Raw genomic sequence first — 23,230 nt, 5'->3', positions numbered from 1 at the left:
CTTTGTTAAGCTCGCACCGCTTCGACGGAGAACGCGCAATGCACGCAACGAACCCCGCCGCCCGCCGCGGCCTTCCGCTGCACGTGAAGGTCCTGCTCGGCTTCGTACTGGGCGCGGTGATCGGCCTTGTGGTGCATGCGACCACGCCGGACGCGCCGTGGGTCACGACGCTCATCACCTACGTCACCGGCCCGTTTGGGCAGATCTTCCTCAACCTGCTGTTCATGCTGGTCGTCCCGCTGATGTTCTCCGCGCTGGTGCTCGGCGTGGCGGAACTCGGCGACATTGCGAGCCTCGGCCGCCTCGGCTGGCGAACGCTGATCTACACGGGTGTGGTGACGGCCGCGGCGGTCGCCATCGGCCTGATCGCGGTGAACGTGATCCAGCCGGGCACGCACATGTCGCCGGCGCTCATCCAGCAGGCGATGAGCACCAACCTCGCCAAGGCGAGCGAGATCGCGACCCAGGGCAACCAGCTCAACATCATGGACCTGCTGGTCAACATCGTGCCGCACAACATCGTCAGCGCGATGGGCGACGACAAGCAGAAGCTCGGCATCGTGTTCTTCGCGCTGATGTTCGGCATCGGCATGGTCATGAGGCCGACCGCGGGCACCGAAGCGTTCAAGAACGCGCTGCACGGCCTGTTCGAGATCTCGATGCACCTGATCGGCATGTTCATCAAGCTCGCGCCGTACGCGGTGTTCTGCTTCATGTTCAAGCTGTGCGCGAAGCTCGGCCTCGATGTGCTGCTGAGCCTTGGCTGGTTCGTGGTGACGGTGCTGGTCGCGCTCGCGATCCACGGTTTCGTCGTGCTGCCGCTGTGGGTGCGCTTTGCCGGCGGCATGTCGCCGCTGGTCTTCTTCCGCGGTTCGCAGGAAGCCACGCTCACCGCATTCGCTACTGCGTCGTCGTCCGCCACGCTGCCGGTCACCCTGCGCGTCGCCGAAGAGAACCTGCGGCTGCCGCGCAAGGTTTCGCGCTTCGTGCTGACGGTCGGCGCGTCGGCCAACCACCACGGCACCGCGTTGTTCGAAGGCATCACCGTGCTGTTCCTGGCGCAGGTCTACGGCATGGACCTGGGCTTGGCCAAGCAGCTCATGGTGCTGGTGCTTTGCATCCTCGGCGGCATCGGCACGGCCGGCATTCCGTCCGGCTCGCTGCCGGTGATCGCGATGATCTGCGGCATCGTCGGCCTGCCGCCGGAAGGCATCGGCATCATCCTCGGCGTCAACACATTCCTCGACATGTGCCGCACGGCGCTCAACGTGACGGGCGACCTCGCCACCGCGGTCGTGGTCTCGCATCGCAGTGGCGAAGCGGACGTGCCGGACACGCTGCCGACGCAGGGCGGCATGGGGCACTGACGCCCAGCGGCCGGGCACGGCGCGCCGGGGGATGGGAGAATAGCGGGCTCCCGCCGCTGCCTGCTCCCCGATGACCACGCCGACCCGCCGCGATCTCGCCAACGCCGTCCGTTTCCTCGCCATCGATGCGGTGCAGGCCGCCAACTCCGGCCACCCCGGCATGCCGATGGGCATGGCGGACATCGCGGAAGTGCTCTGGAACGACTACCTGAGCCACAACCCGTCGAACCCGGGCTGGTTCAACCGCGACCGTTTCATCCTGTCGAACGGCCACGGCTCGATGTTGCAGTACGCGCTGCTGCACCTGACCGGCTACGACGTCTCCATCGACGACCTGCGCAACTTCCGCCAGCTCGAGTCGAAGACACCGGGGCATCCCGAGAACTTCATGACGCCGGGTGTCGAGACGACCACCGGCCCGCTCGGCCAGGGCTTCGCCAACGCGGTCGGCCTGGCGCTCGCGGAGAAGCTGCTCGCGCAGCGCTTCAACCGCGACGGCCACGCCATCGTCGACCACCGCACCTGGGTGTTCATGGGCGACGGCTGCCTGATGGAAGGCATCTCGCACGAGGCGGCATCGCTCGCCGGTACCTGGGGCCTGCACAAGCTCGTCGCGTTCTGGGACGACAACCACATCAGCATCGACGGCAATACCGACGGCTGGTTCACCGACGACACACCGAAGCGTTTCGAGGCGTACGGCTGGAACGTGGTGCGTGGCGTCGACGGGCAGGACGCGGCGTCGATCAAGGCGGCGATCGAGCAGGCGCTCAAGTCGAGCGACAAGCCGACGCTGATCTGCTGCCGCACCACCATCGGTTTCGGTTCGCCCAGCAAGGCGGGCAAGGAATCGAGCCACGGCTCGCCGCTGGGCAAGGACGAGGTCATGGCCACGCGCGCCGCGCTCGGCTGGACGGCGGGCGAGTTTGAAGTGCCGGGGCCGATCGCGCAGGCCTGGCACGCGACGGACGCCGGGGCATTGCGCGAAGGCGAGTGGGATCGTCGCTTCCAGGCGTATGCGGCGAGCTATCCGACCGAAGCGGCCGAGCTGTCGCGCCGCATCCGCGCCGAACTGCCGGAAGGTTTCACGGAAGCCGCCGATGCGTACATCGCGAGGCTGCAGGCCGAAGGCCCGGTGGTCGCATCGCGCAAGGCCTCGCAGATGGCGATCGAGACGTTCGCACCGCTGCTGCCCGAACTGGTCGGCGGCTCGGCCGACCTCGCGCATTCCAACCTGACGTTGTGGAAGGGCAGCAAGTCCGTCGCTAGCGACGACCCGAACGCCAACTACATCTACTTCGGCGTGCGCGAGTTCGCGATGTCGGCCATCTGCAACGGGCTGGAGCTGCACAGCGGCTTCATTCCGTACGACGCGACGTTCCTCGTCTTCAGCGACTACGCGCGCAACGCAGTGCGCATGAGCGCACTCATGGGCGCGCACGTCATCCATGTCTACACGCACGACTCCATCGGCCTCGGCGAGGACGGCCCCACGCACCAGCCGATCGAGCACCTCGCCTCGCTGCGCTACATCCCGCACAACGACGTCTGGCGTCCGTGCGATGCGGTGGAGTCGGCGGTGGCGTGGAAGCACGCGATCGTGCGCAACGACGGCCCGAGCTGCTTGGTGTTCTCGCGCCAGAACCTGCCGCACCAGGCGCGCAGCACGCAGCAGGTCGCCAACATCGAACGCGGCGGTTACGTGCTGAAGGATTCGGTCGGCACGCCCGAACTGATCCTGATCGCGACCGGCTCGGAAGTCGGGCTTGCGATGCAGGCGGCGGAGCAGCTCGGCGACCGCGTGCGCGTGGTGTCGATGCCGTGCACCGAGATCTTCGACCGCCAGCCGCCCGAGTATCGCGAGTCCGTGCTGCCGAACGCGGTGCGTCGTCGCGTCGCGATCGAAGCGGCAACGGCGGACTACTGGCGCAAGTACGTCGGCCTGGACGGCGCTGTCATCGGCATGCACGGCTTCGGCGCAAGCGCGCCGATCGAGAAGCTGATGCCGCACTTCGGCTTCACGGTCGAGAACGTGGTCGAGGCGGCGCGCTCGTTGGGCTGATCGGCGCACGACGCGCGATAGAGAAACGCGGCGTCCTTCGGGGCGCCGCGTTTCTTTTTGCGGAATTGGCGGACGAGCGGATCGTCGCGTCAGACGCTGGTCGCGCGATCCAACAGGAACGACGCCGGTGTCGACCGCCCGATGTGATAGCCCTGCGCGCGGTCGCAACCCAGCGCCCGCAGCACTTCCAGCGTCTCCGCGTCCTCGATGCCTTCGGCGACGACCTGCAGGTCGAGCTGGTGGCCGAGATCGATGATCGCGCGCACCACGCGCGCCGAGCGCAGGTCGTGGCGCATGTCGGCGACGAAGCTGCGGTCGATCTTCAGTTCGGTTGCCGGGAACTGCTTGAGGTACGCGAGCGAGGAATAACCCGCGCCGAAATCGTCGATGGCGATGCCGAGGCCTGCTTCGCGCAGCGTGTGCAGCATCGCGATGCTGGTCATCGGATCTTCCATCAGCGCGCTTTCGGTCACTTCGAGCGTCACCGATTCGGCCGGCATGTCCCAGACCGACAGCGCCCCGGTGATCTGCTGCACCAGGTCGCGCTGCCCGAACACGCGCGGCGACACATTCACCGAGAAGCGCAGGCGTGGATCGCGCGCGCGGATCGCGGCGGCGTGGCGGAACGTCGCGTTGAGGCTCCAGCGCGTGAGTTCGGCGATCAGGCCGGTGTCTTCGGCGAGGCGGATGAATACGTCGGGGCGAATGGGACCGCCGTCCGGATCGTGCCAGCGCGCGAGCGACTCATAGCCGCTGATCGCATTGCGGCGGAGGTCGAGGATGGGCTCGAAGTGCGCCTCGAGACGGTTCGTCCGCAGCGCGTCGTGCAGCCATTCGTAGGGCACCATCATGCGTTCGGTGCCGGGGCTGTACAGCGCGCAGCGTTCGCTCAACCGCTTGGCGTCACGCAGCGCGATTTCGGCGCGGCGCAGCAGCGTGGTGGCATCGGCGCCATGTTCGGGCGACAGGCTCAGGCCGACCGCGACCGGCGTCATCACCGCATGCTGCGCGAACAGCAGCGGCGTCTCGAACGCACGCACCACGCGCGTTCCGGCGAGCATCGCGTGGCCCGGGTTCATCAGGCCGGGCAGCAGCGCGATGAACTCATTCTCGGCGACCTGTTCGAGGATGTCCTGCGGGCGCAGCAGCTCGTTGATGCGCTCGAACGCGGCGCGGCCGACGGCATCGCTGGCCTCATAGCCGTGCACGAGCCGGAACTCCTGCAGGCGCTGGATGCGCACCAGCAGGACACCCATGCACGCCTCGCCCGCCGCGATGCGCGCATCGAGCCTGCGCGACAACTCCGCGCGGTTCAAAGATAGAGCTCCGCCACGTCGATCCCGGCATGGTGGTCGGGGAGCGGGCGGCGGATCTCGATCGAGCTGTCGGACGACAGCAGGTCGAGCGTACGGAAGCCGGACAGCAGTGCGCCGTCGGGATCGGTCAGTACGAGAACGCGCGGACGCAGCCGGCGCGCGGCGTTCTGCGACATGATCGCGACGATCTCGCCGGTGCTGAGCTCGGCGAGCGAACCGGTCGGATACACGCCCAGGCAGCTGATGAACTGCTCGACCAGCTCCGGGTAGTAGCGCGTGGCGCGGTCGCGATAGAGCTCCTGCAGCGCGATGTGCCGCGCCATCGCCGGCGCATGCGGGCGGTCGCTGGTCATCGCGTCGAAGCTGTCGACGATCGCGGCGATGCGCGCGTGCAGCGGAATGTCGCCGCCGGTGCGTCGCGCCGGATAGCCGCTGCCGTCGGCGCGTTCATGGTGGCCGCGCACCATCTCCATCACCGTGTCGCTGAAGCGGTCGTCCTGCAGCATCTGCGTGCCGAGCTCGACGTGCCGGCGCACGCGCGCCATCGACATCGCATCGAGCGGACCCTCGCGCTGCAGCAGTGGTTGCGGCACCTGCGTCTTGCCGATGTCCATCAGCATCGCGCCGGTGGCGAGCTCGACGAGGTAGTCCTCCGGCAGGCCGAGATGACGGCCGAGCGCGGCGGCGAGCATCGCGCAGTTCAGCGCGTGCGAATACGCGTAGCCGTCGCGGCGACGCAGGGTGTTGAGCCAGAACATCGCATCGGCATTGCGCAGCACGCTGGCGACGACCGGCTTCGCCGCGGCGTGCGCGACTTCCGGGGTGACATCATTGCCGGCGTGCGCCTGCTCGACGAATCCGCTGATGGTCGACGCGGCGACCTCCAGCGCTTCGCGCGCGGACGGAATCTCGAGTTCGAAATCGACCGTGTCGTGGTAACGCACGCTGCCGATGCGCGGGTCGCGCGCGACAGGCTGCGCGGCGGCGCGCGGCGGCGCGAGTGCTTCCTCGCGCGAGGTCATCATCAATGCGGCGGGTGGCACCAGGCTGGTGAAGCCGCTGAGCCCGTTGAGGCCGTGCTTGTGGCCCTGCTGGCTGAGTTCGACGTCGATCCACACGCGGCGGCACGAATTACGCAGGATTTCGATCTGCGACAACTCGCGAACGTAGAAGCCCTGCAGCGGAAAGGGCGTGTCGGTCCACGGGCGATCGAGCCGGCAGACGAACATGCCGAGCCGCACCTGGTCCGCTTCGATCTCGCGTTCTTCGATCTGCATGCGCCCCCGCCGACGCTCCCCCGGGGACGCCGCGAACGGCAAGAGTAAACCCCCCGGGGCTGCGCACAAGTGGTCGAACGGCCGTGGGGACGCGCGACCGCCGCGAACGGCGTGTCGCATCGCCCGCTGCGTCACATCTCGCCGGTCAGCGACAGTCTCAGTGGCCGAGGACGGCGTTGAGGACCTGTGCCAGATGGGTGCCGCCGCGACGAAGCTGTTCGTCGATCAGGGGAGTGAACTGCGCGACGTAGGCGGCGTCGATCTCCGGGCCCGGCGGGTAGACGCCCGGTCGCGTGGCGATACGGCACGACTGCTGCGCCCACGCCGGCGAATTCGGCGGCAGCACGTGCGCCGGAATGTCGACGGCCAAGGGCAGCGCGCGCAGCCTGGCGAGGTAGGCCGGCTCGTCGAGGCCGGTCAGGTTGACCAGGCCGCTGTCCCACAACGAATGCAGGTTGCCGCCCTTTTCAGTGCCGTCGGCCTGCGGGATGCGCACCTGCACGGTGTTGCCGCCCTTGTCGCGGGCGAACGCCGCATGCAGCGGCTGGTGCACGTCGCCGATGAAATGCACGACGAACTTCAGCGCCTGGCGACGCGCGTCGATCGACTGCGAGTGGTCGGCGAGGATCGCGGTCTGGGCGCGGATCGCCTCGATCACGCAGTCGCCGTTGGGGCAGTCGCGCGGCGGCTCGTAGGCGCCGCAGCCGTTCTCGGCGATGTCGGCGTAATGCCACTTCGAACTGCGCTTGCCGAGGTCGGGATCGTTCGCGCGCAGCTCGTCGGCCCAGTTGGCGACGCCGGCGAGGGTCGGCTCCTTTTCGCCTTTCAGCAGTGCATCGACTTCGCGGCGCGCCTGCGGTGTGAGTTCGTCCTGCGCGAGGTCGGCGACCAGGCGATGGCCCAGCGCGCCCCACGCGAACGCGGGCGAAGCGAGGCAGAAGAGAAGGGTGGCGGCGAGCAGTCGACGGGTCATCCGCGCAATGTTACGCGAGGCCCTGCGAGCGGCCGAGTGCGGGCCGAAGGCCGTTCAGGCGCCCTGCTAGAATGCGCGACTGTTTCCGGCCGTCGCCGGCCCCGCAGGAGCTCCCCACATGACGATCAAGGTAGGCATCAACGGCTTCGGCCGCATCGGCCGCAACGTGCTGCGTTCGGCCGTGCAGAACTTCGGTGACGACATCCAGATCGTCGCCATCAACGACCTGCTCGAGCCGGACTACCTCGCCTACATGCTGCAGTACGACTCCGTGCACGGCCGCTTCAAGGGCGACGTGTCGATCGAGAACGGCCAGCTCGTCGTCAACGGCAAGACGATCCGCCTGACCCAGGAACGCGATCCGGCCAACCTCAAGTGGAACGAAGTGGGCGCCGACGTCGTCATCGAATCGACCGGACTGTTCCTAGACAAGGCCACCGCGCAGAAGCATCTGGATGCCGGCGCGAAGAAGGTGATCCTGTCGGCGCCGTCGAAGGACGACACGCCGATGTTCGTCTTCGGCGTGAACCACCGGAAGTACGCGGGCGAGGCGATCATCTCGAACGCGTCGTGCACCACGAACTGCCTCGCGCCGCTGGCGAAGGTGCTCAACGACAAGTGGGGCATCAAGCGCGGCCTGATGACCACCGTGCACGCGGCGACCGCGACGCAGAAGACGGTCGACGGCCCGTCCAACAAGGACTGGCGCGGCGGCCGCGGCATCCTCGAGAACATCATCCCGTCCAGCACCGGCGCGGCCAAGGCGGTCGGCGTGGTGATCCCCGAGCTCAACAAGAAGCTCACCGGCATGAGCTTCCGCGTGCCGACCTCGGACGTGTCGGTGGTCGACCTCACCGTCGAACTCGACAAGCCGGCGAGCTACGCCGAGATCTGCGCGGAGATGAAGGCGCAGAGCGAGGGCGCGCTGAAGGGCGTGCTCGGCTATACCGAGGACAAGGTCGTCGCCACCGATTTCCGCGGCGACGCACGCACGTCGATCTTCGACGCCGAAGCCGGCATCGCGCTCGACCCGACGTTCGTCAAGCTCGTCGCGTGGTACGACAACGAATGGGGCTATTCGAACAAGTGCCTCGAGATGGTGCGCGTCGTCGCGCGCGGCTGATTCGCGTCCATCGTTGTGCAACGGACCCCGCCGATGGCGGGGTTCGTCGTTGATGCGACCGGATTTTTCCGACGGTGCGCCGGGCCGTGTTCCGTCTTGTCGAGCGCGATGTCGCTGCACATACTTCGCCGGCGCGGACGCGCATTCGAAAATCATCAGGGAGATGTCATGTCACGAAAGACGCTCGCCGCCTGCATGGTGGCGCTGGTGGCCGTGTCGGCCGCTGCAACGGCCGAGGCCAAGAAGAAGGATTCGGACGAGCCGCCCAGCCGCGAAGTGACAGGGCGTCACGACGTGGAAGGCGAGATCGTCGGTACCGAGATTCCCGGCAGCCCGTTCGCGAAGCTCGAGATCGGGATGTCGTTCAAGCAGGTGGGCGACATCCTTGGTGACAAGACGACGCATGACGCCGACTGCGGCGAGTACATGACCGGAAAGTCGTTCATTCCGTTCCATTTCGGCGGCGACAAGGTCCGCACCGAATGTGCGCTCAAGCATCTCGGTCGACTGGTTTTCACCAACCAGTCCGATTTCGACGGCCAGAAGCTGCTCATCAAGATCGAGTACGACGCGACCGAGGACGGTTACCGCGATTGACCGGTATCGTCTGAATTGCAAGAAACGCCCTGCAAGCGCGGGGCGTTTCTTTTTGCGTCGTCGTGTCGGAGTTGTTGGCGCCCATGCGGGATGATGTTGGCGCGGAGCGATGCAGTCGGTCCGTCAGCGCCCTGCGACAAGGCGGGTATCGATGGTCCGAGGCGTCGTCGGCTGGTCATCGCCGTCGTCAATGGCGGCGTCTATTGGCCGCAACGACTCCTGCATCGCGCAGTCGCAGGCGGAGCGAGCCTGGTCTCTGGGGCGACGACTGGCGCTGCGAACGCGCGCGCCGCGAAGAAGCAACCCGGAAAACGCAGCCACACCGCATCGTTGATACCACTCCCAGCGGGTAGGGACGTCGCCCAGCGGCCCAAAACCCCCGTGCTACCGTTCCCGCGCGGCCGGGGAAGCCGGAGGGGACGATGGAAAGCGTGGTGATGCTCGCGGTACTCGTGGCACTCGGCGTACCGGTGCTGATGATCCTGTTGTGGGTCTGGGTGGCCGGCCTGCGTCACCGGGTGGCGAAGCTGGAGTCGGAGGTCGCGTGGTTGCGACATAGCGCCGTCGCGCCCGTCGCGGAGGCAGCGCCGACGCCCTCTGTGCGCACCGCACCGACACCGGCACCGGCACCGACGGCCGCGCCCGAGCCGACGCTGTCCGAGTTGCTGCAACAGTCGCCGCCATCGGCCGCCGCACCGACCCCGACACCGCCGGCCCGCTCGCGCGAGCCGGAGCCGGTCGCGCCGCTCGCTGCGGACGCCGCGGTGCCGCCACCGTTGCCGCCAGTGCGTCCGGTCGCGATGTCCGCGTCGCCAGCCCCACCGCGTACCTACGCCGATTCCGACCCCGGTTACGCACGCGACACACGCGTCGACGATCTGGTCGACACCGTGCGTCGCTGGTTCACCGAAGGCAACGTGCCGGTCAAGGTCGGCGTGCTCGTGCTGTTCGCCGGCGTCGCGGCGTTGCTCAAGTACGCGGTCGACCAGGGCAAGTTGCACGTTCCGATCGAGATGCGCCTTGCAGGTGTCGCGCTCGCGGCGATCGGCGGGCTCGTGTTCGGCTGGCGCCAGCGCGAGGCGCGGCGTCCGTTCGGTCTCGCGCTGCAGGGCGGTGCGATCGGTGTGCTGCTGCTGGTCACCTTCGCGGCGTTCAAGCTGTACCACTTCATTCCGGCGGGCGCGGCATTCGGCATCAGCGTCGCGCTGGTCGCGGGGCTCGGGGTGCTCGCGGTGCGGCAGGAATCGCTCGCGCTCGCGGTGCTCGGCGTGCTGGCCGGTTTCCTCGCGCCCATATGGTTGTCGACCGGGCAGGGCAACCACGTCGCATTGTTCGGCTATTACGCCGTGCTCAACGCCGGCATCGTCGCGATCGCATGGCGACGGCCGTGGCGCCTGCTCAACCTGCTGGGCTTCGCGTTTACGTTCGGCATCGGCAGCCTGTGGGGCGCGTTGCAGTACCGGCCGGAAGACTTCCGCACCACGGAGCCGTTCCTGTTGCTGTTCTTCGCGATGTATGTCGCGATCCCCATCCTGTACGCGGCGGCCAAGGCCCCGCCGCAGCGGCGGATCTTCGACGGCAGCCTGATCTTCGGCACGCCGCTGGTGGCGTTCGTGCTGCAGGCGGCGATGCTCCGCGGCGACCGCATGGAACTCGCGTTCTGCGCACTGGGGCTGGGTGCGATGTACGTGGCGCTGGCCGCTTTGCTGCGCCGTCAGAAGGCATTTGCGGACCTCATTGCGCCGTACGCGGTGCTGGCCGTCGGCTTCTCGACGCTGGCCGTCCCGCTCGCGCTTTCCGCGCGCGCGACCGCCGCGATCTTCGCGCTCGAAGGCGCCGGCCTCGTCTGGCTTGGCTTGCGGCAGTCGCGCCCGTTGCCGCAGATGGCGGGGCTGGCGTTGCAGGTCGCGGCGCTGGGCGCGTTCGGTAGCGCGTTCGACCAGCACGTCATCGGGCCGGCCGTGTTCAACGGCACGTTCATGACGGCGCTGCTCATCGCGGTCGGCGGCTTCGCGACCGCGTTCGCCGCGCGTCGGCACGACCAGGACGGCATCGCCGTCGGCGCCTACCTCTGGGGTCTGGCGTGGTGGCTCGGCGCGGGATTGTGGGAGGCCGATCGCAGCGTCGATCCGCATCACGTCGTCGACGCGGTGATGCTGCTCGTCCTCGGCACCGGCCTGCTCGCCGCCGAGGTTGCGCGTCGCCGCGACGCGGGCGCACTGCATCTCACCGCGTCGATCGCATTGCTGCTGCCGATCGCGTTCGCGTGCTGGCAGGTCAATGAACGCGGCCAGCCGCTCGCCGGTCTCGGTGCGGTGGCGTGGCTGGTGGATGTCGTCGTCGCCTGGCGCGTGCTGACCTGCCTGCGCGATGTCGGCTCCCGCGTTCGCGGCTGGACGCATATCGGCTGGCTGGCATCGATCGCATTGGTGTCGTCGCTGGCACTGCTGCGCATCGCCCAGCAGGCCGACGTCGGCGACGCCTGGCGCTTCGCCGCCACCGCGCTGCCGTGGCTCGCAGTCACTGCGATCGCACTGCTGCGGCCGGAGCGGATCGCGGTGCCGTTCGGCGACGACTTCGACGCCTGGCGCGGCAACCTGCAGGCCGCGTTCGCACTCGTGCTCGCCGGGTTCTTCGTGGTCGGTCTCGTGCGCGAAGGGTCGATGTCGCCGCTGCCGTACGTGCCGCTGTTCGACGCCGTCGAACTCATCCAGCTCGCGGGCCTGCTGCTCGCATGGCGTGCGTTCGACGACGAGCCCCTTCTGCGCTCGTGGCTGGCCGGCGCGGCGTTCGTGTTCGCAACGTCCGTCGTGTTGCGCGCCTCGCATCACTGGGGTGGCGTGGCGTGGTCGACGTCGATGTTCTCGACCGGCCTCGTGCAGACGTCGCTCACCGTGCTGTGGAGCGTGATCGGCATGGCGGCGTGGGTCGCCGGCTCGCGTGGACATCGTCGCGGGCTGTGGACGGTGGGCGCCGTGCTGATGGGCGTGGTACTCGCCAAGCTCGTGCTGATCGATCGCCAGTACCTCGGCAACCTGCTCGGCATCGGCTCGTTCATCGCCTTCGGCCTGTTGTGCACGGCGGTGGGTTATCTCGCACCGGTTCCACCCGACGACACGGAGGTGACGGCATGAAGCGCGTGATCGCGGTACTGCTCGCATCCGCGACGACGTTCGCGTTCGCCGCGGATGCCGACTACGCGCGGCAGTGGCCGGTCGTCGTGCCGGCCGCACCCGCCGGCGCCTACACAGTCGAGCTCACGCCCGAAGTCTACGCAGCCGTCCAGCGTGCGGATCTCGGTGACCTCGACGTACTTGATGCCGCGGGCCGCCCGGTGCCGGCGGATGTGCTCGCACCTGCCGCACAGGCGAGCGAGCAGCGCCGTGCGTTGCCGTGGTACCGCATGCCCGCGCCGGGCACAACGGCGGGCAGCGACTGGCGCGTGATCGCCGAGGTGGACGCGGACGGTCGGCTACGCGGCCTCCGATCGTCTGCGGTCGACACCGTGCGACCGGCGACGACGTTGCTGATCGATGCCGCGGCGCTGCGCGAGTCGCCGATCGCCCTCGACGTCAGCTGGCGTCCGGGCGCGAACTTCGACAGCGGCTACCGCGTGGAAGGCAGCACCGATTTCGACCACTGGTACGAGCTCGGGCGCGGTCGGCTGGTCGACCTGCGCGAAGGCGCGCACGGCCTGCGGATGCGACGCCTTGCGATCGAGGCGGGTGTCGAACATCCGCGCTTCCTGCGGCTGGTGCCCGACGACACGAGCCGCGCGCTCCCCGACATCACCGGCATCGATGCGATCTGGACGTCGAGCCCGCAACGTGCGCCGGTGTGGCGCACGCTCGCGCCTCGCGCGAACGCCGATGGCGCCTTCGAGTTCCAGACCGACGGCCGCTATCCGGTGCGCTGGGTCGACGTCGACGGTGCGGGCAACGACGTTCGCACGTGGCATCTGCAGAGTCGCGACACGCCGCAGGCGCATTGGGTCGACCGCGTGCCGTACTGGATCGTCTACCGCGTGGGTGCCGGCCGTTCGCCGGCGCGCGTGTTCGACATGCCGGTGCGCGATCGCTACTGGCGCCTGGTGCCGCAGGGCGCGGGCGACGCGCCGACGCTGAAACTCGGTTACCTGCCCGAGCGCGTCACGTTTGTTGCGGGCGGGCGTCCGCCTTACGCGCTTGTCGCCGGAAGCCGGCGCCAACGCCGCGAGTCGCGGCCCGTGCAGGTCGCGCTTCGCGATGCCGCTGGCGCGCCGGCGTTGGCCCGTCTCGGTCCGTCGGCCCAGCGGGCGGGCGACGCCGCGCTCGCCCCGGTCCGCGACTGGAAAACGTGGGGCCTGTGGGCGGTGCTGGGCCTTGGCGTGCTCGCCGTCGGCACGTTCGCGCTGCGGGTGCTCCGCGAGCCGCAGCGCACCGCCGACTGACGCGACGCGCCGCAGCGACGACAATAGGCGGCTTCGCCGACCGGCGACGGCCCGCCGTCGCGCGACCCGCATCCCTTCAAGAGACCAGCCATGTCCATCCTCCGCATGTCCGACCTCGACCTCGCCGGCAAGCGCGTACTGATCCGCGAGGATCTGAACGTGCCGATCGCCGACGGCCGCATCACGTCCGAGCAGCGCATCGCCGCCGCGTTGCCGACACTACGCATGGCGCTGGCGAAGGGCGCCGCGGTGATGGTGATGTCGCACCTCGGCCGCCCGAAGGAAGGCGTATTCAGCGATGAGGATTCGCTGGCGCCGGTCGCGAAGCGCGTGTCGGAGCTGCTCGGCGTCGACGTGCCGCTGGTTCGCGACTGGGTTGCCGGCGTGGACGTGACACCCGGTGAGATCGTGATGCTCGAGAACTGCCGCATGAATGTCGGCGAGGGCAAGGACGACGAGACCCTGTCGAACGCGTATGCGGCCCTCTGCGACGTGTTCGTCATGGACGCGTTCGGCACCGCGCACCGCGCGCAGGCCTCGACGCACGGCGTGATCCGCCAGGCGAAGGTCGCCTGTGGCGGCCCGCTGCTGATGGCGGAACTCGATGCACTGGCCAAGGCGCTCGAACATCCGGCGCGTCCGTTGCTCGCGATCGTCGCCGGCTCGAAGGTGTCGACCAAGCTCGAACTGCTCGGCAACCTCGTGCCGCGCGTCGACCAGCTGATCGTCGGCGGCGGCATCGCCAATACGTTCATCGCGGCGATGGGACACGGCGTCGGCAAGTCGCTGGTCGAGCGCGACCTCGTCGACACCGCGACGTCCATCATCGAACAGGCAAAGGCGCGCGGCGCGGAAATCCCGCTGCCCGTCGACGTCGTCGTCGCACCCGAATTCAAGGCCGATGCGCCGGCGACCGTGAAGGCGGTCGACGCCGTGGGCGAAGACGACATGATCCTCGACATCGGCCCGCAGACCGCCGCGCGCTATGCCGACCTGATCCGCAGCGCCGGCACGGTGGTGTGGAACGGGCCGGTCGGCGTGTTCGAGTTCGACGCGTTCGGCAAGGGCACGGAAGCGCTGGCGCGCGCGATCGCCGACAGCAACGCGTTCTCGATCGCGGGCGGCGGCGACACGTTGGCGGCGGTCGACAAGTACGGCATTGCGGGCGACGTGTCGTACATCTCGACCGGCGGCGGCGCGTTCCTCGAATTCCTCGAAGGCAAGACGCTTCCGGCGGTCGCCGCACTCGCTGCGCGCGCCTGATGGCGACGCTGCTGTTCGACCTCGACGGCACGCTGATCGACTCGGCCGTCGGCATCACCCGTTGCATGGCGCACGCGTTCGAACGCGTCGGCGAGCCCGTGCCGAACGAATCGACGCTGCGCAGCTGGATCGGGCCGTCGCTACGGGTGAGCTTCACACCGGTGCTGAAGGACGAAGCGCGCGTCGAGCAGGCGGTGACGCACTACCTCGAGCGTTTCGAAACGCAAGGCTGGACCGAGCACACCGTGTACGACGGCGTTGCCGACGCGATCGACGCGTTGCATGCCCGCGGTCACCGGCTCGCCGTCGTCACCGCCAAGAACGAGCCGCACGCGCGCAAGATCATCGCCAGCCTTCCGTTCGCTGATCGCTTCGTCGACATCGTCGGCGCCACTCTCGACGGGCGCATCAGCCATAAACCGGAGCTCATTGCCGAAGCACTGCAACGCCTCGGCGCCGACCCGCGCGACTGCACCATGATCGGCGACCGCCGCATGGACATGGAGGGCGCCGTGCATCACGGCATGCGCGGCGTGGGGGTGCTGTGGGGCTTCGGCGACGAGGCGGAACTGCGTTCGGCGGGGGCGTCGGTGCTGGTGGACCGCCCGGACAAACTCCTCGCGATCGCCGCATAATTTCCCCGGGGACGACGCACTGTCAGCGTCGTGCAGGGGACTGGCATGCGGAAGTGGTGGTGCGCGGCGCTCATGGCGTCGCTGGTGTTTCACGCGCGCGCGGACGAGCACGTTCACGGGCAATACCGTTTCTCCACGGGGCCGGCCCCCGCATTCGTGCGGATCGCCGACGTGCCAGCGACGTGGCCGGCGAATACGCCGGGCGCCGCCGAGGGGCGCTGGCGCTACTGGATGTACGACCGGCAGGTCGATCATCGCGGTGGCTCGGAACGCGTTTACAGCGACACCGTGTACGAGCCGCTCTCGCCATCGCTATTGGGCGATGCCGGTCGCTTCCAGATCGACTTCAATCCCGAGTACCAGACGCTGACCATCCATCGCGTCGAACTTCGCCGCGCGGGGCACTGGTCGTCGCGACTGGAGCCGGCGCGCATCTCGCTCGCGCGGCGCGAAGGCGAGTTCGAGAAGGACCTCGCCGACGGCAGCGTGACCGCCCTGATCGTGCTCGACGATGTACGCGTCGGAGACCAGGTGCGCATCGCGTACACGGTCGACGGCCGTAACCCCGTGCTCGGCGAGCAGGACACCGACTGGCTGCTGGCCGGCTACGAAAGTCCGGTACTGGACGTCCGCACGCGCATGCTCTTCGATCGTGGTACGCAGCTCGCCGTGCATCGCGAGAACGGCGTGGAGGCGCCACGCATCGACACTACGCCGGAAGGCGTCGTCGCGTCGTTCGAGCGGCATGGCGTCGCGGCGATGCAGGACCCGGGTAACGAGCCGCCGGGCAAGCAGCCTTATCCCGCATTCCAGATCGGCCGCGCGCAAACCTGGGCAGACGTCGTGCGCTGGGCATTGCCGTTATACCCGGCGGTCACTGCTCCGCTGCCCGCGGATCTGGAAGCCCGCATCGTCGAGTGGAAAAAGATCGGCGATCCCGTTACGCGCATGACCGCCGCCCTTCGCGCGGTGCAGGACGAGGTGCGGTATTTCGGCCTTGAAATGGGCGAATCCTCGCACCGCCCGCATGCACCGTCCGACACATGGACGCGGCATCTCGGCGACTGCAAGGACAAGGCCTACCTGTTGTCGACCTTGCTGGGCCGCCTCGACATTCCCGCGGTGCCTGCGCTCGTATCGACCAGCAGTGCCGCCGCGATCCGCGACTACGTGCCGTCCGGCGACGTGTTCGATCACGTGATCGTGCGTGCGCGAATCGGTGATGCGGCGGTGTGGCTCGATCCCACCATCGACCAGCAGGGCGGCGACCCCCGCAATGTCGACCTGAGCATGCTCGGCGTCGCGCTCCCGATCGACGCCGGCACCGTGGCGACGGAGGCCGTCGCGCCGCCTGCGCACCCCGAGGACGCGATCGAATCGCACGAACGTTTCGAGATCGCCACGGGCGGTGACGCCGCACTGTTGACCGTCGAGACCACGTACCGCGGTGGCGACGCCGACGACGCGCGACGCCGCCTGGCGGGCGAAGGCATCGACGAAACGGCCAGGCGCTATGCCGACTACTACGGCAAGCACTATCGCAAGGCGGATGCACAGGGCTTGCCGCAGATCCGAGACGACCGGCGGTCGAACGTGCTCGTCGTGCGCGAGAGCTACCGCCTGCCGACGCCATTCGCGGACGCGAGCGGCAGTACGCGCGCAGTCGACCTTTACGCCGAAGTGCTCGACTCCGCGGCGGCGCTGCCGTCCCGCCTCGATCGCAGCGGACCGCTGCACGTCGGCAACCGGGGTCGCTTCGTGCATCGCGTTGACGTCGTGGTTCCCACGCAATGGAGCCCGCTGTTTTCCGACGAGAACCTCAAGCGCGACTCGCAGGCCATGGCGTACTCGCGGAGCGTGGTGCGTGACGGCGCGACGGTCAGCGTCGCCTATGACCTCGACATCAAGCGCCCCGACCTCGACGCGAGCGATGTCGCTCCGCACCTCGAGATGCTCCAGGCGCTGCGGGACGATCTTTCCATCCGTTTGCGCTTCCAGACACCCGCAGCCATCGACGCAAGCCAGCGCGAGGATCGCCTGAAAGCGCTCCTGCGCGACGCCTTGAAGGAGAACCATCAGTGAAGCGACATGTCATCGCGATCGCCCTGCTGTCGGCCGTCACGTCGGTCGCGAATGCTGCACCCGCGTTCGATGCCGCCAAGGCGTGGAGCGACTTCTTTTCGCGCGGCGCGTACGACGAGGTCAACAAGGCGTACCAGGTGCTCGGCGACGTCGGCTACGACGGCGTACGCGTCGATGCGGATGGCTGTCGCGACGCGGGCGCGGCGCTGGACAAGGCGATCGACGCCGCGCCCGTGGGCATCGCGCTTCGACACGCGGCGCTGCTTTGCGCCGAAACACGCAAGGATGCGGTGCGCGCCGACCGCGAACTGAACACGCTGGGTGCCTTGACCCGATATGCCGTGGAGCGGAGCGGACACGGTGTCGGAGCGCCCCCGCTGCGCGTCGTGCGACCCGAGGACGTCATGGCGTTCGTGAGCGCGGCCGGTTACGAGGAACGCTATGCGTACTACGCGAGCATCCACGTCAATCGCTACTACCCGCGCACCGTCGTCGTGTTCGATCGCGAAACGGGCCTCGAGCAGCAGTTGGAATTCGACTGGGTCGACACGCTGGCGCAGCTGACCAGCGACAGCAAGCTCCGTGGTTATCCGGTCGACCGATTCGCCATCGCGCACGCGTTCCTCGATTCGTGGAGTGGTGACGATACGGCGTCCGCAGACGCGCTGAGCGCCCGCGCGGCCTGGGGCGAGACCGACGTACATGCCAAGCGCGATCAGCTGAAGGGCGGCGCAGCACGCGGGGGGTTGCTCTCGATCCAGTCATGGCTGGAGCTGTGCAGCGAGCACCAATTCGACGGGTGCGCGGATGGTCTCGTCGACGCACTGCTGCCGCTCGCGGAAAAGGGTCACGCCCTGGCACGCACCGACCTCGCGCTCGCGTACCTGCGCGGCATCGGCGTCAAGGCCGACGAGGCGAGCGCGCGCACGCTTCTTGAATCGGCGGACAGGACGTGGGCGAAGGACGGCGGCAGCGTGCTGGTCGGCGCGGTCATGCTCCTGCGCGGTGAGAAGTGGCCGGCGTGGCTCGCAGAGCGCGTCACTATGGCCGAGAAAGCCGGCAATCCCCAGGCGCGCGCGATCGAAATCGTCCGGCGCGCCGACGCAGCCAAGGCGATGCCCACGGGAGCCGATCGCGCGTTCCTAGAAGCAGCGGAGAACAATCGCACCGGCCGCGGCTTGGACCTGCTTGCGTCGCTCGCCGAGGCCGTCAAGTCGCCCGAGGCGGATGCGCTGCGCGAGCGGGCCGCACTGGCCGGCGATCCGGAGTCGATGCGCGTCGTCGCGACCCGACGCATGCGCACGGGCACGATCACCGACGCGACGAACGCGATGCTGCGCGACGCCGCGATCGGCGGTGACGACGGCGCGTCGCAGGTGCTGGCTTATCGCAGTCTGCTGGCGAGGGACTACGATGCCGCGCACTACTGGCTGAGCGCGAGCGTCATCCGCGGCAACGTCGACGCCTTGATGATGCTGGCCGGGATGAAGGAGCAGAACCTTCCTGGCGCGGGGACGGCCGAAGAAGCGGCCCAAACGTACGAACAGCTCGCACCCGAGTTGCCGGCGGCGCGCCGCGCGTTGTCGGCCATGCTCATCGACGGACGCGGCGTGAAGCCGGATCCAGTTCGTGCGCGTCGCCTTCTCGAGCAGGACGCAAATCGAGGCGACGCGAAGTCGCAGTTGCAGCTCGCAAGCGCCTTGATGAATGGCGCGTTCGGCAAAGCGGACGCGAGCACCGCGGTCGCCTGGTTGCAGAAGGCGGCAAGCGCCGGCAGCGCGGATGCGAAGGCGCGATACGGCATCTGGCTACTCGCGCAATCATCGCCGGCCGAGCGTAGCCGCGGCCTCTCGTTGCTGCGCGAAGCGGATGCGGCCGGATCGGAACTCGCGACGAACGATCTCGCGTGGCGCCTGTGCGTTTCGTCCGACGCCGCTGTCCGTGATCCGAAGGCGGGTCTCTCGGTGGCGCAGCGGCTGGGCGACGTACGCCTGCTGCAACCGGGCCATCGGGATACGGTCGCCGCCTGTCATGCCGCCGGCGGCAACTACGCGGAAGCCTCGCGCGTGCAGTCGCTCGCACTCGATGCACTCCCGGCTGGCACGACGTTCGACGCGACGCGAAAGGGGATGCAGGCGCGGCTCGACCTCTACAAGGCCGGCAAGCCCTACATCGAGTCCGACGCCAAGCAGCTCTGAAATCGATTGCCGCGCGTGCGGCCATGACGGCGTGCTAGGTTTCGGTGATCGTTCCGAAACCTGCCGCCGCATGACACACACCACGCGCCGCACCAAGATCCTTGCCACGCTCGGCCCGGCGACCGATCCGCCGGGGGTTCTCGACCGTCTGATCGAAGCGGGGGTCGACTGTGTTCGCCTCAACTTCTCGCACGGCGATCCGTCCGCGCAGGTCGCGCGGGCGCATGCAGTGCGCGAAGCAGCGGCGCGCGTCGGGCGCGAGATCGGCATCCTCGCCGATCTTCCCGGCCCCAAGATCCGCATCGAGAAGTTCGAGAACGACCGGGTCGAGTTGAAAGCGGGCGATCGCTTCGACTTGGTTGCGCGCGACGACGCGCCGCTCGGTACTACGCGCGAGGTCGGCGTCAGCTATCTCGGTTTGCCGGGTGACGTGGAGGCTGGCGACGTGCTGCTGCTCGACGACGGCATGCTGCAGCTGCAGGTCGATCGCGTCGAAGGCGAGCGCATCATTTCGACGGTGCTCAACGATGGTGCGCTATCCAATCGCAAGGGCCTCAACAAGCAGGGCGGCGGTCTGTCGCTTGGTGCGCTGACGCCCAAGGACGAGGAACTCATCAAGATCGCGGCGGACATCGGCGTCGACTTCATCGCCGTGTCGTTCTGTCGCAATGCGCAGGACATGCACGACGCGCGGCGCATTGCGCGCGAAGCGGGTAGCGATGCGGCGCTGGTATCCAAGATCGAGCGCGCCGAAGCGATCGAGAACCTGCGTGAAATCGTCGAAGCCAGCGACGTGGTGATGGTCGCGCGCGGCGACCTCGGCGTGGAAATCGGCGACGCCGAGCTTCCCGGCCTGCAGAAGAAGATCATCCGCGAGGCGCTTGCATCCAACCGTGTCGTCATCACCGCGACGCAGATGCTGCAGTCGATGGTCGACAGCCCGATCCCGACGCGCGCGGAAGTACTCGATGTCGCCAACTCGGTGATCGACGGGACCGATGCCGTGATGCTGTCGCAGGAATCCGCCGCCGGTAAGTACCCGCTGAAAGCGGTGCAGGCGATGGATCGGATCTGCATGGGCGCCGAGCGCCAGTTCGACCACGACACCAACTTCGAGAAGGCGCCGCGCGGGCTCGATCGTTCCGACCAGGCGATCGCGATGGCGGCGATGTTCCTGTCCGAACACATCGGCGTGCGTGCGATCGTCGCGATGACGGAGTCGGGTGGCACCGCGCGCTTCCTCTCGCGCTTCCGCTCGCCCGCGCCGATCATCGCCCTGTCCACACAGGACGATGCGCGTCGCAAGATGTGCCTCATGCGCGACGTCACGGCGCTAGGTTTCGACAGTACCGGCATGACCGCCGGCATCGCCGCGCGCGCCGCCGCCAAGATGCTGTTCGATCGCGGCCTGCTGGCCGAGGGCGACCGGCTGGTGTTCACCAGCGGCGAGATCATGCATCAGCACGGCGCGACCAATACGCTGCGCCTGCTACAGGTGGGGGCGAACGGCAGGGCGGAAGGGCTCGGGGAGCTGTAACCCCTTTCCGGTGCCGCTGAAATCGTAGTCAGCGCGGCCGGTATAATGCCGGCCCCTGTTTCCAGCGCGCACGGACCCCATGAGCATCGAACAGCTTGCCGAAACCGCCCAGGCCATGGTCGCCCCGGGCAAGGGCATCATCGCGATCGACGAATCCAACGCCACCTGCGCCAAGCGCTTTGCGGGCGTCGGCATCGAGAACACCGAGGAAAACCGTCGCGCGTACCGCGAGCTGCTGCTGACGGCGCCGAACATCGGCCAGTACCTGTCGGGCGCGATCCTGTTCGACGAGACGATCCGCCAGTCGACCAAGGACGGCAGGCCGTTCACCCAGGTCATGATGGCCAACGGGATCATCCCGGGCATCAAGGTCGACAAGGGCCCGGTGCCGCTGGCCGGCTTCCCCGGCGAGGTGGTGACCGAAGGCCTCGACGGCCTGCGCGGTCGCCTCGAGGAGTACTACAAGCTCGGCGCCCGCTTCGCCAAGTGGCGCGCGGTGATCAACATCGGCGACGACATCCCGACCGGCACCTGCATCGAGGCCAACAGCCACGCGCTGGCGCGCTACGCCGCGCTCTGCCAGGAGCAGGGCCTGGTGCCGATGGTCGAGCCGGAAGTCATCATGGATGGCGAGCACGACATCGACACCTGCTACGAGGTCACCGAAGTCGTGCTGCGTTCGCTGTTCGGCGCGCTGTACGAGCAGAACGTGATGCTCGAGGGCACGATCCTGAAGGCGTCCATGGTGATCCACGGCACGCAGTCGGCGGAGAAGGCGTCGATCGAGGAAGTCGCCGCGTCCACCCTGCGCTGCCTGAAGTCGACCGTGCCGGCGACGCTGCCGGGCATCGTGTTCCTCTCGGGTGGCCAGTCCGACACCGACGCGACGGCGCACCTGAACGCGATGAACGCCGCCGGCCCGCATCCGTGGCCGCTGTCGTTCTCGTACGGTCGCGCCATGCAGCAGGCTGCGCTGAAGCTGTGGTCGCAGGACATGCAGGGCAACTACGCCAAGGCGCAGGAAACCGTGTTCGCCCGCGCCCGCGACAACGGGCTGGCTGCGCTCGGCCAGTGGCAGGCCGCGGCCTGACGTCTCGCGCCAACGTGATTCGGAGACGCCGGCCACGTGCCGGCGTTTTCATTTGCGGCGCCGCCCGCCGTCGCGTTGACGCGGCTCATGCAACGCCGACGTTCCAACCGTGTCACGCCATCCAGTACCGATGACACGGGCCGTAACACGGTCGCCCGATAGAATTCCCGGTCCCCTCGTTGTTCGGATCCGCATGCGATCGATTCTGGTGTTCCCGGCCCTCGTGGCGGCCCTGGTCCTGACGGGCTGCGGTGACCGGGCCAACGCCGCCAAGGAAGGCAGCAAGGGCGGCGGTGACCGTCCGGTCACGGTGACCACGGAGCTCGTCCGGTCCCAGCCCTTCGTCGACACGTTGCAGGCGCTCGGCACCGTGCGTGCGCGCGAATCGGTGACCGTCACCGCCAGCGTGTCGCAGAAGGTGCAGGCCGTGCATTTCGACAGCGGTGACGTCGTGCGCGCCGGCGCGCCACTGATCACGCTGGTCGGCGATTCCGAGCAGGCGCAGCTGCGCTCGGCCGAGGCCGCTGCGAAGGAGGCGAGCGACCTCTACAACCGGCAGGCATCGCTCGCCACGCAGCAGCTCATCGCGCGCTCGCAGCTCGACACGCAACGCGCCGTGCGCGACGCCGCCATCGCCCGCGTCGCGCAGATGCGCGCGCAGGCCTCCGATCGCGTGATCCGTGCGCCGTTCACCGGCGTGCTCGGCCTGCGTCAGGTGAGCCCCGGTTCGCTGGTGACGCCGGGCACGGTGATCACCACGCTCGACGATCTGGACACCGTCTTCGTCGACTTCCCGGTGCCGGAGACGCAGCTGTCGCAGGTCTCGGTCGGTGAATCGCTGACGGGCCGCGCCGCGGCGTATACCGGTCGCCAGTTCGACGGCACCGTCGCGACGATCGACGCGCGCATCGACCCGACCACACGCGCCGTCACCGTGCGCGGCCAGTTCCCGAATACCGACCACGCGCTCAAGCCGGGCATGCTGCTGCAGGTCGACGTCGCCCGCGCCGAGCGCCCCGCGCTGCTGATCCCGGAGATCGCGGTGGTGCAGGTCGGCAGCGATTCGTATGTCTTCCGCGTGCGCAACAACGTCGCCGAGCGCGCCGACGTCAAGCTCGGCACGCGCAGCAACGGTCGCGTCGAGGTGCTGTCGGGCGTTGCCGCGGGCGACACCATCGTGGTCGACGGCACCGGCAAGCTGAAACCCGGCGCGAAGATCAGCGACGTCGCCAAGGCGCCGCGCGGCAAGGCCGCGTGACCCGCGCCGGGCGCTGGGTGCCC

16 protein-coding genes are annotated in these 23,230 nt (G+C 68.4%); 13 read left to right on the top strand and 3 right to left on the bottom strand.

The features are described 5' to 3' along the window. Window positions 1-38 precede the first annotated feature (38 nt). The gene (locus ACKTTN_RS00175; protein WP_407907860.1) at window positions 39-1,367 is read left to right on the top strand and encodes a dicarboxylate/amino acid:cation symporter; all 1,329 of its coding nucleotides are present in this window, start codon (window positions 39-41) and stop codon (window positions 1,365-1,367) included. Window positions 1,368-1,437: 70 nt separating this feature from the next. Beyond that, complete coding sequence (gene tkt / locus ACKTTN_RS00170) at window positions 1,438-3,429, top strand: transketolase (protein WP_407907859.1); 1,992 nt, start codon at window positions 1,438-1,440, stop codon at window positions 3,427-3,429. 89 nt (window positions 3,430-3,518) lie between these two features. Here the strand turns inward: tkt and ACKTTN_RS00165 are convergent, their stop codons facing one another. The 3 genes from ACKTTN_RS00165 to ACKTTN_RS00155 all read right to left on the bottom strand — a co-directional run bounded on the left by ACKTTN_RS00165 (window position 3,519) and on the right by ACKTTN_RS00155 (window position 6,995). Continuing rightward, window positions 3,519-4,745 carry a putative bifunctional diguanylate cyclase/phosphodiesterase gene (locus tag ACKTTN_RS00165; protein WP_407907858.1) on the bottom strand — a complete coding sequence of 409 codons (1,227 nt, stop codon included), beginning with the start codon at window positions 4,743-4,745 and terminating at the stop codon, window positions 3,519-3,521. After that, on the bottom strand, window positions 4,742-6,022 hold the full coding sequence (locus ACKTTN_RS00160) for an HD-GYP domain-containing protein (RefSeq protein WP_407907857.1): 1,281 nt from the start codon (window positions 6,020-6,022) through the stop codon (window positions 4,742-4,744). The genes ACKTTN_RS00165 and ACKTTN_RS00160 overlap by 4 nt, the downstream gene beginning before the upstream one ends. Window positions 6,023-6,179: 157 nt before the next feature. Then, a complete protein-coding gene (locus ACKTTN_RS00155) occupies window positions 6,180-6,995 on the bottom strand; it encodes a S1/P1 nuclease (protein WP_407907856.1) in 816 nt (271 codons plus the stop codon). 118 nt (window positions 6,996-7,113) lie between these two features. Between ACKTTN_RS00155 and gap the strand changes: the two genes are divergently transcribed. The 11 genes from gap (at window position 7,114) to ACKTTN_RS00100 (ending at window position 23,207) form a co-directional block, all read left to right on the top strand. Next, window positions 7,114-8,118, top strand: coding sequence for a type I glyceraldehyde-3-phosphate dehydrogenase (gap, locus tag ACKTTN_RS00150; RefSeq protein WP_407907855.1), 1,005 nt, complete (start codon window positions 7,114-7,116; stop codon window positions 8,116-8,118). A 168-nt stretch (window positions 8,119-8,286) separates the two neighbouring features. Beyond that, a complete protein-coding gene (locus tag ACKTTN_RS00145) occupies window positions 8,287-8,715 on the top strand; it encodes a hypothetical protein (protein WP_407907854.1) in 429 nt (142 codons plus the stop codon). A 422-nt stretch (window positions 8,716-9,137) separates the two neighbouring features. Further along, window positions 9,138-11,849: a DUF2339 domain-containing protein gene (locus tag ACKTTN_RS00140; RefSeq protein WP_407907853.1), complete on the top strand. Its 2,712-nt coding sequence runs from the start codon at window positions 9,138-9,140 to the stop codon at window positions 11,847-11,849. Next, window positions 11,846-13,144 carry a DUF3999 family protein gene (locus tag ACKTTN_RS00135; protein ID WP_407907852.1) on the top strand — a complete coding sequence of 433 codons (1,299 nt, stop codon included), beginning with the start codon at window positions 11,846-11,848 and terminating at the stop codon, window positions 13,142-13,144. The genes ACKTTN_RS00140 and ACKTTN_RS00135 overlap by 4 nt, the downstream gene beginning before the upstream one ends. Window positions 13,145-13,234: 90 nt before the next feature. Continuing rightward, window positions 13,235-14,407 carry a phosphoglycerate kinase gene (locus tag ACKTTN_RS00130; protein WP_407907851.1) on the top strand — a complete coding sequence of 391 codons (1,173 nt, stop codon included), beginning with the start codon at window positions 13,235-13,237 and terminating at the stop codon, window positions 14,405-14,407. Continuing rightward, a complete protein-coding gene (locus ACKTTN_RS00125) occupies window positions 14,407-15,042 on the top strand; it encodes an HAD hydrolase-like protein (RefSeq protein ID WP_407907850.1) in 636 nt (211 codons plus the stop codon). The genes ACKTTN_RS00130 and ACKTTN_RS00125 overlap by 1 nt, the downstream gene beginning before the upstream one ends. Before the next feature lie 45 nt (window positions 15,043-15,087). Beyond that, window positions 15,088-17,124 (top strand): DUF3857 domain-containing protein, encoded by a 2,037-nt coding sequence (locus tag ACKTTN_RS00120; RefSeq protein WP_407907849.1) that lies wholly within the window; start codon window positions 15,088-15,090, stop codon window positions 17,122-17,124. Further along, entirely contained in the window at window positions 17,121-19,322 is a 2,202-nt protein-coding gene (locus tag ACKTTN_RS00115; protein ID WP_407907848.1) for a tetratricopeptide repeat protein, read from the top strand. Before ACKTTN_RS00120 ends, ACKTTN_RS00115 begins: the two co-directional genes overlap by 4 nt. Before the next feature lie 70 nt (window positions 19,323-19,392). Next, window positions 19,393-20,859, top strand: coding sequence for a pyruvate kinase (pyk, locus tag ACKTTN_RS00110; protein WP_407907847.1), 1,467 nt, complete (start codon window positions 19,393-19,395; stop codon window positions 20,857-20,859). A 79-nt stretch (window positions 20,860-20,938) separates the two neighbouring features. Next, window positions 20,939-21,949, top strand: a complete 1,011-nt coding sequence (locus ACKTTN_RS00105; RefSeq protein WP_407907846.1) for a class I fructose-bisphosphate aldolase — start codon at window positions 20,939-20,941, stop codon at window positions 21,947-21,949. A 202-nt stretch (window positions 21,950-22,151) separates the two neighbouring features. Beyond that, a complete protein-coding gene (locus ACKTTN_RS00100; RefSeq protein ID WP_407908679.1) occupies window positions 22,152-23,207 on the top strand; it encodes an efflux RND transporter periplasmic adaptor subunit in 1,056 nt (351 codons plus the stop codon). Window positions 23,208-23,230 lie beyond the last annotated feature (23 nt).

It is taken from the genome of Lysobacter claricitrinus (genome assembly GCF_045866565.1).
Taxonomy (GTDB): Bacteria; Pseudomonadota; Gammaproteobacteria; order Xanthomonadales; family Xanthomonadaceae; genus Cognatilysobacter; species Cognatilysobacter claricitrinus.
Note: the sequence above shows the minus strand (reverse complement) of the source record. Positions and strands in the feature narration are given on the sequence as shown.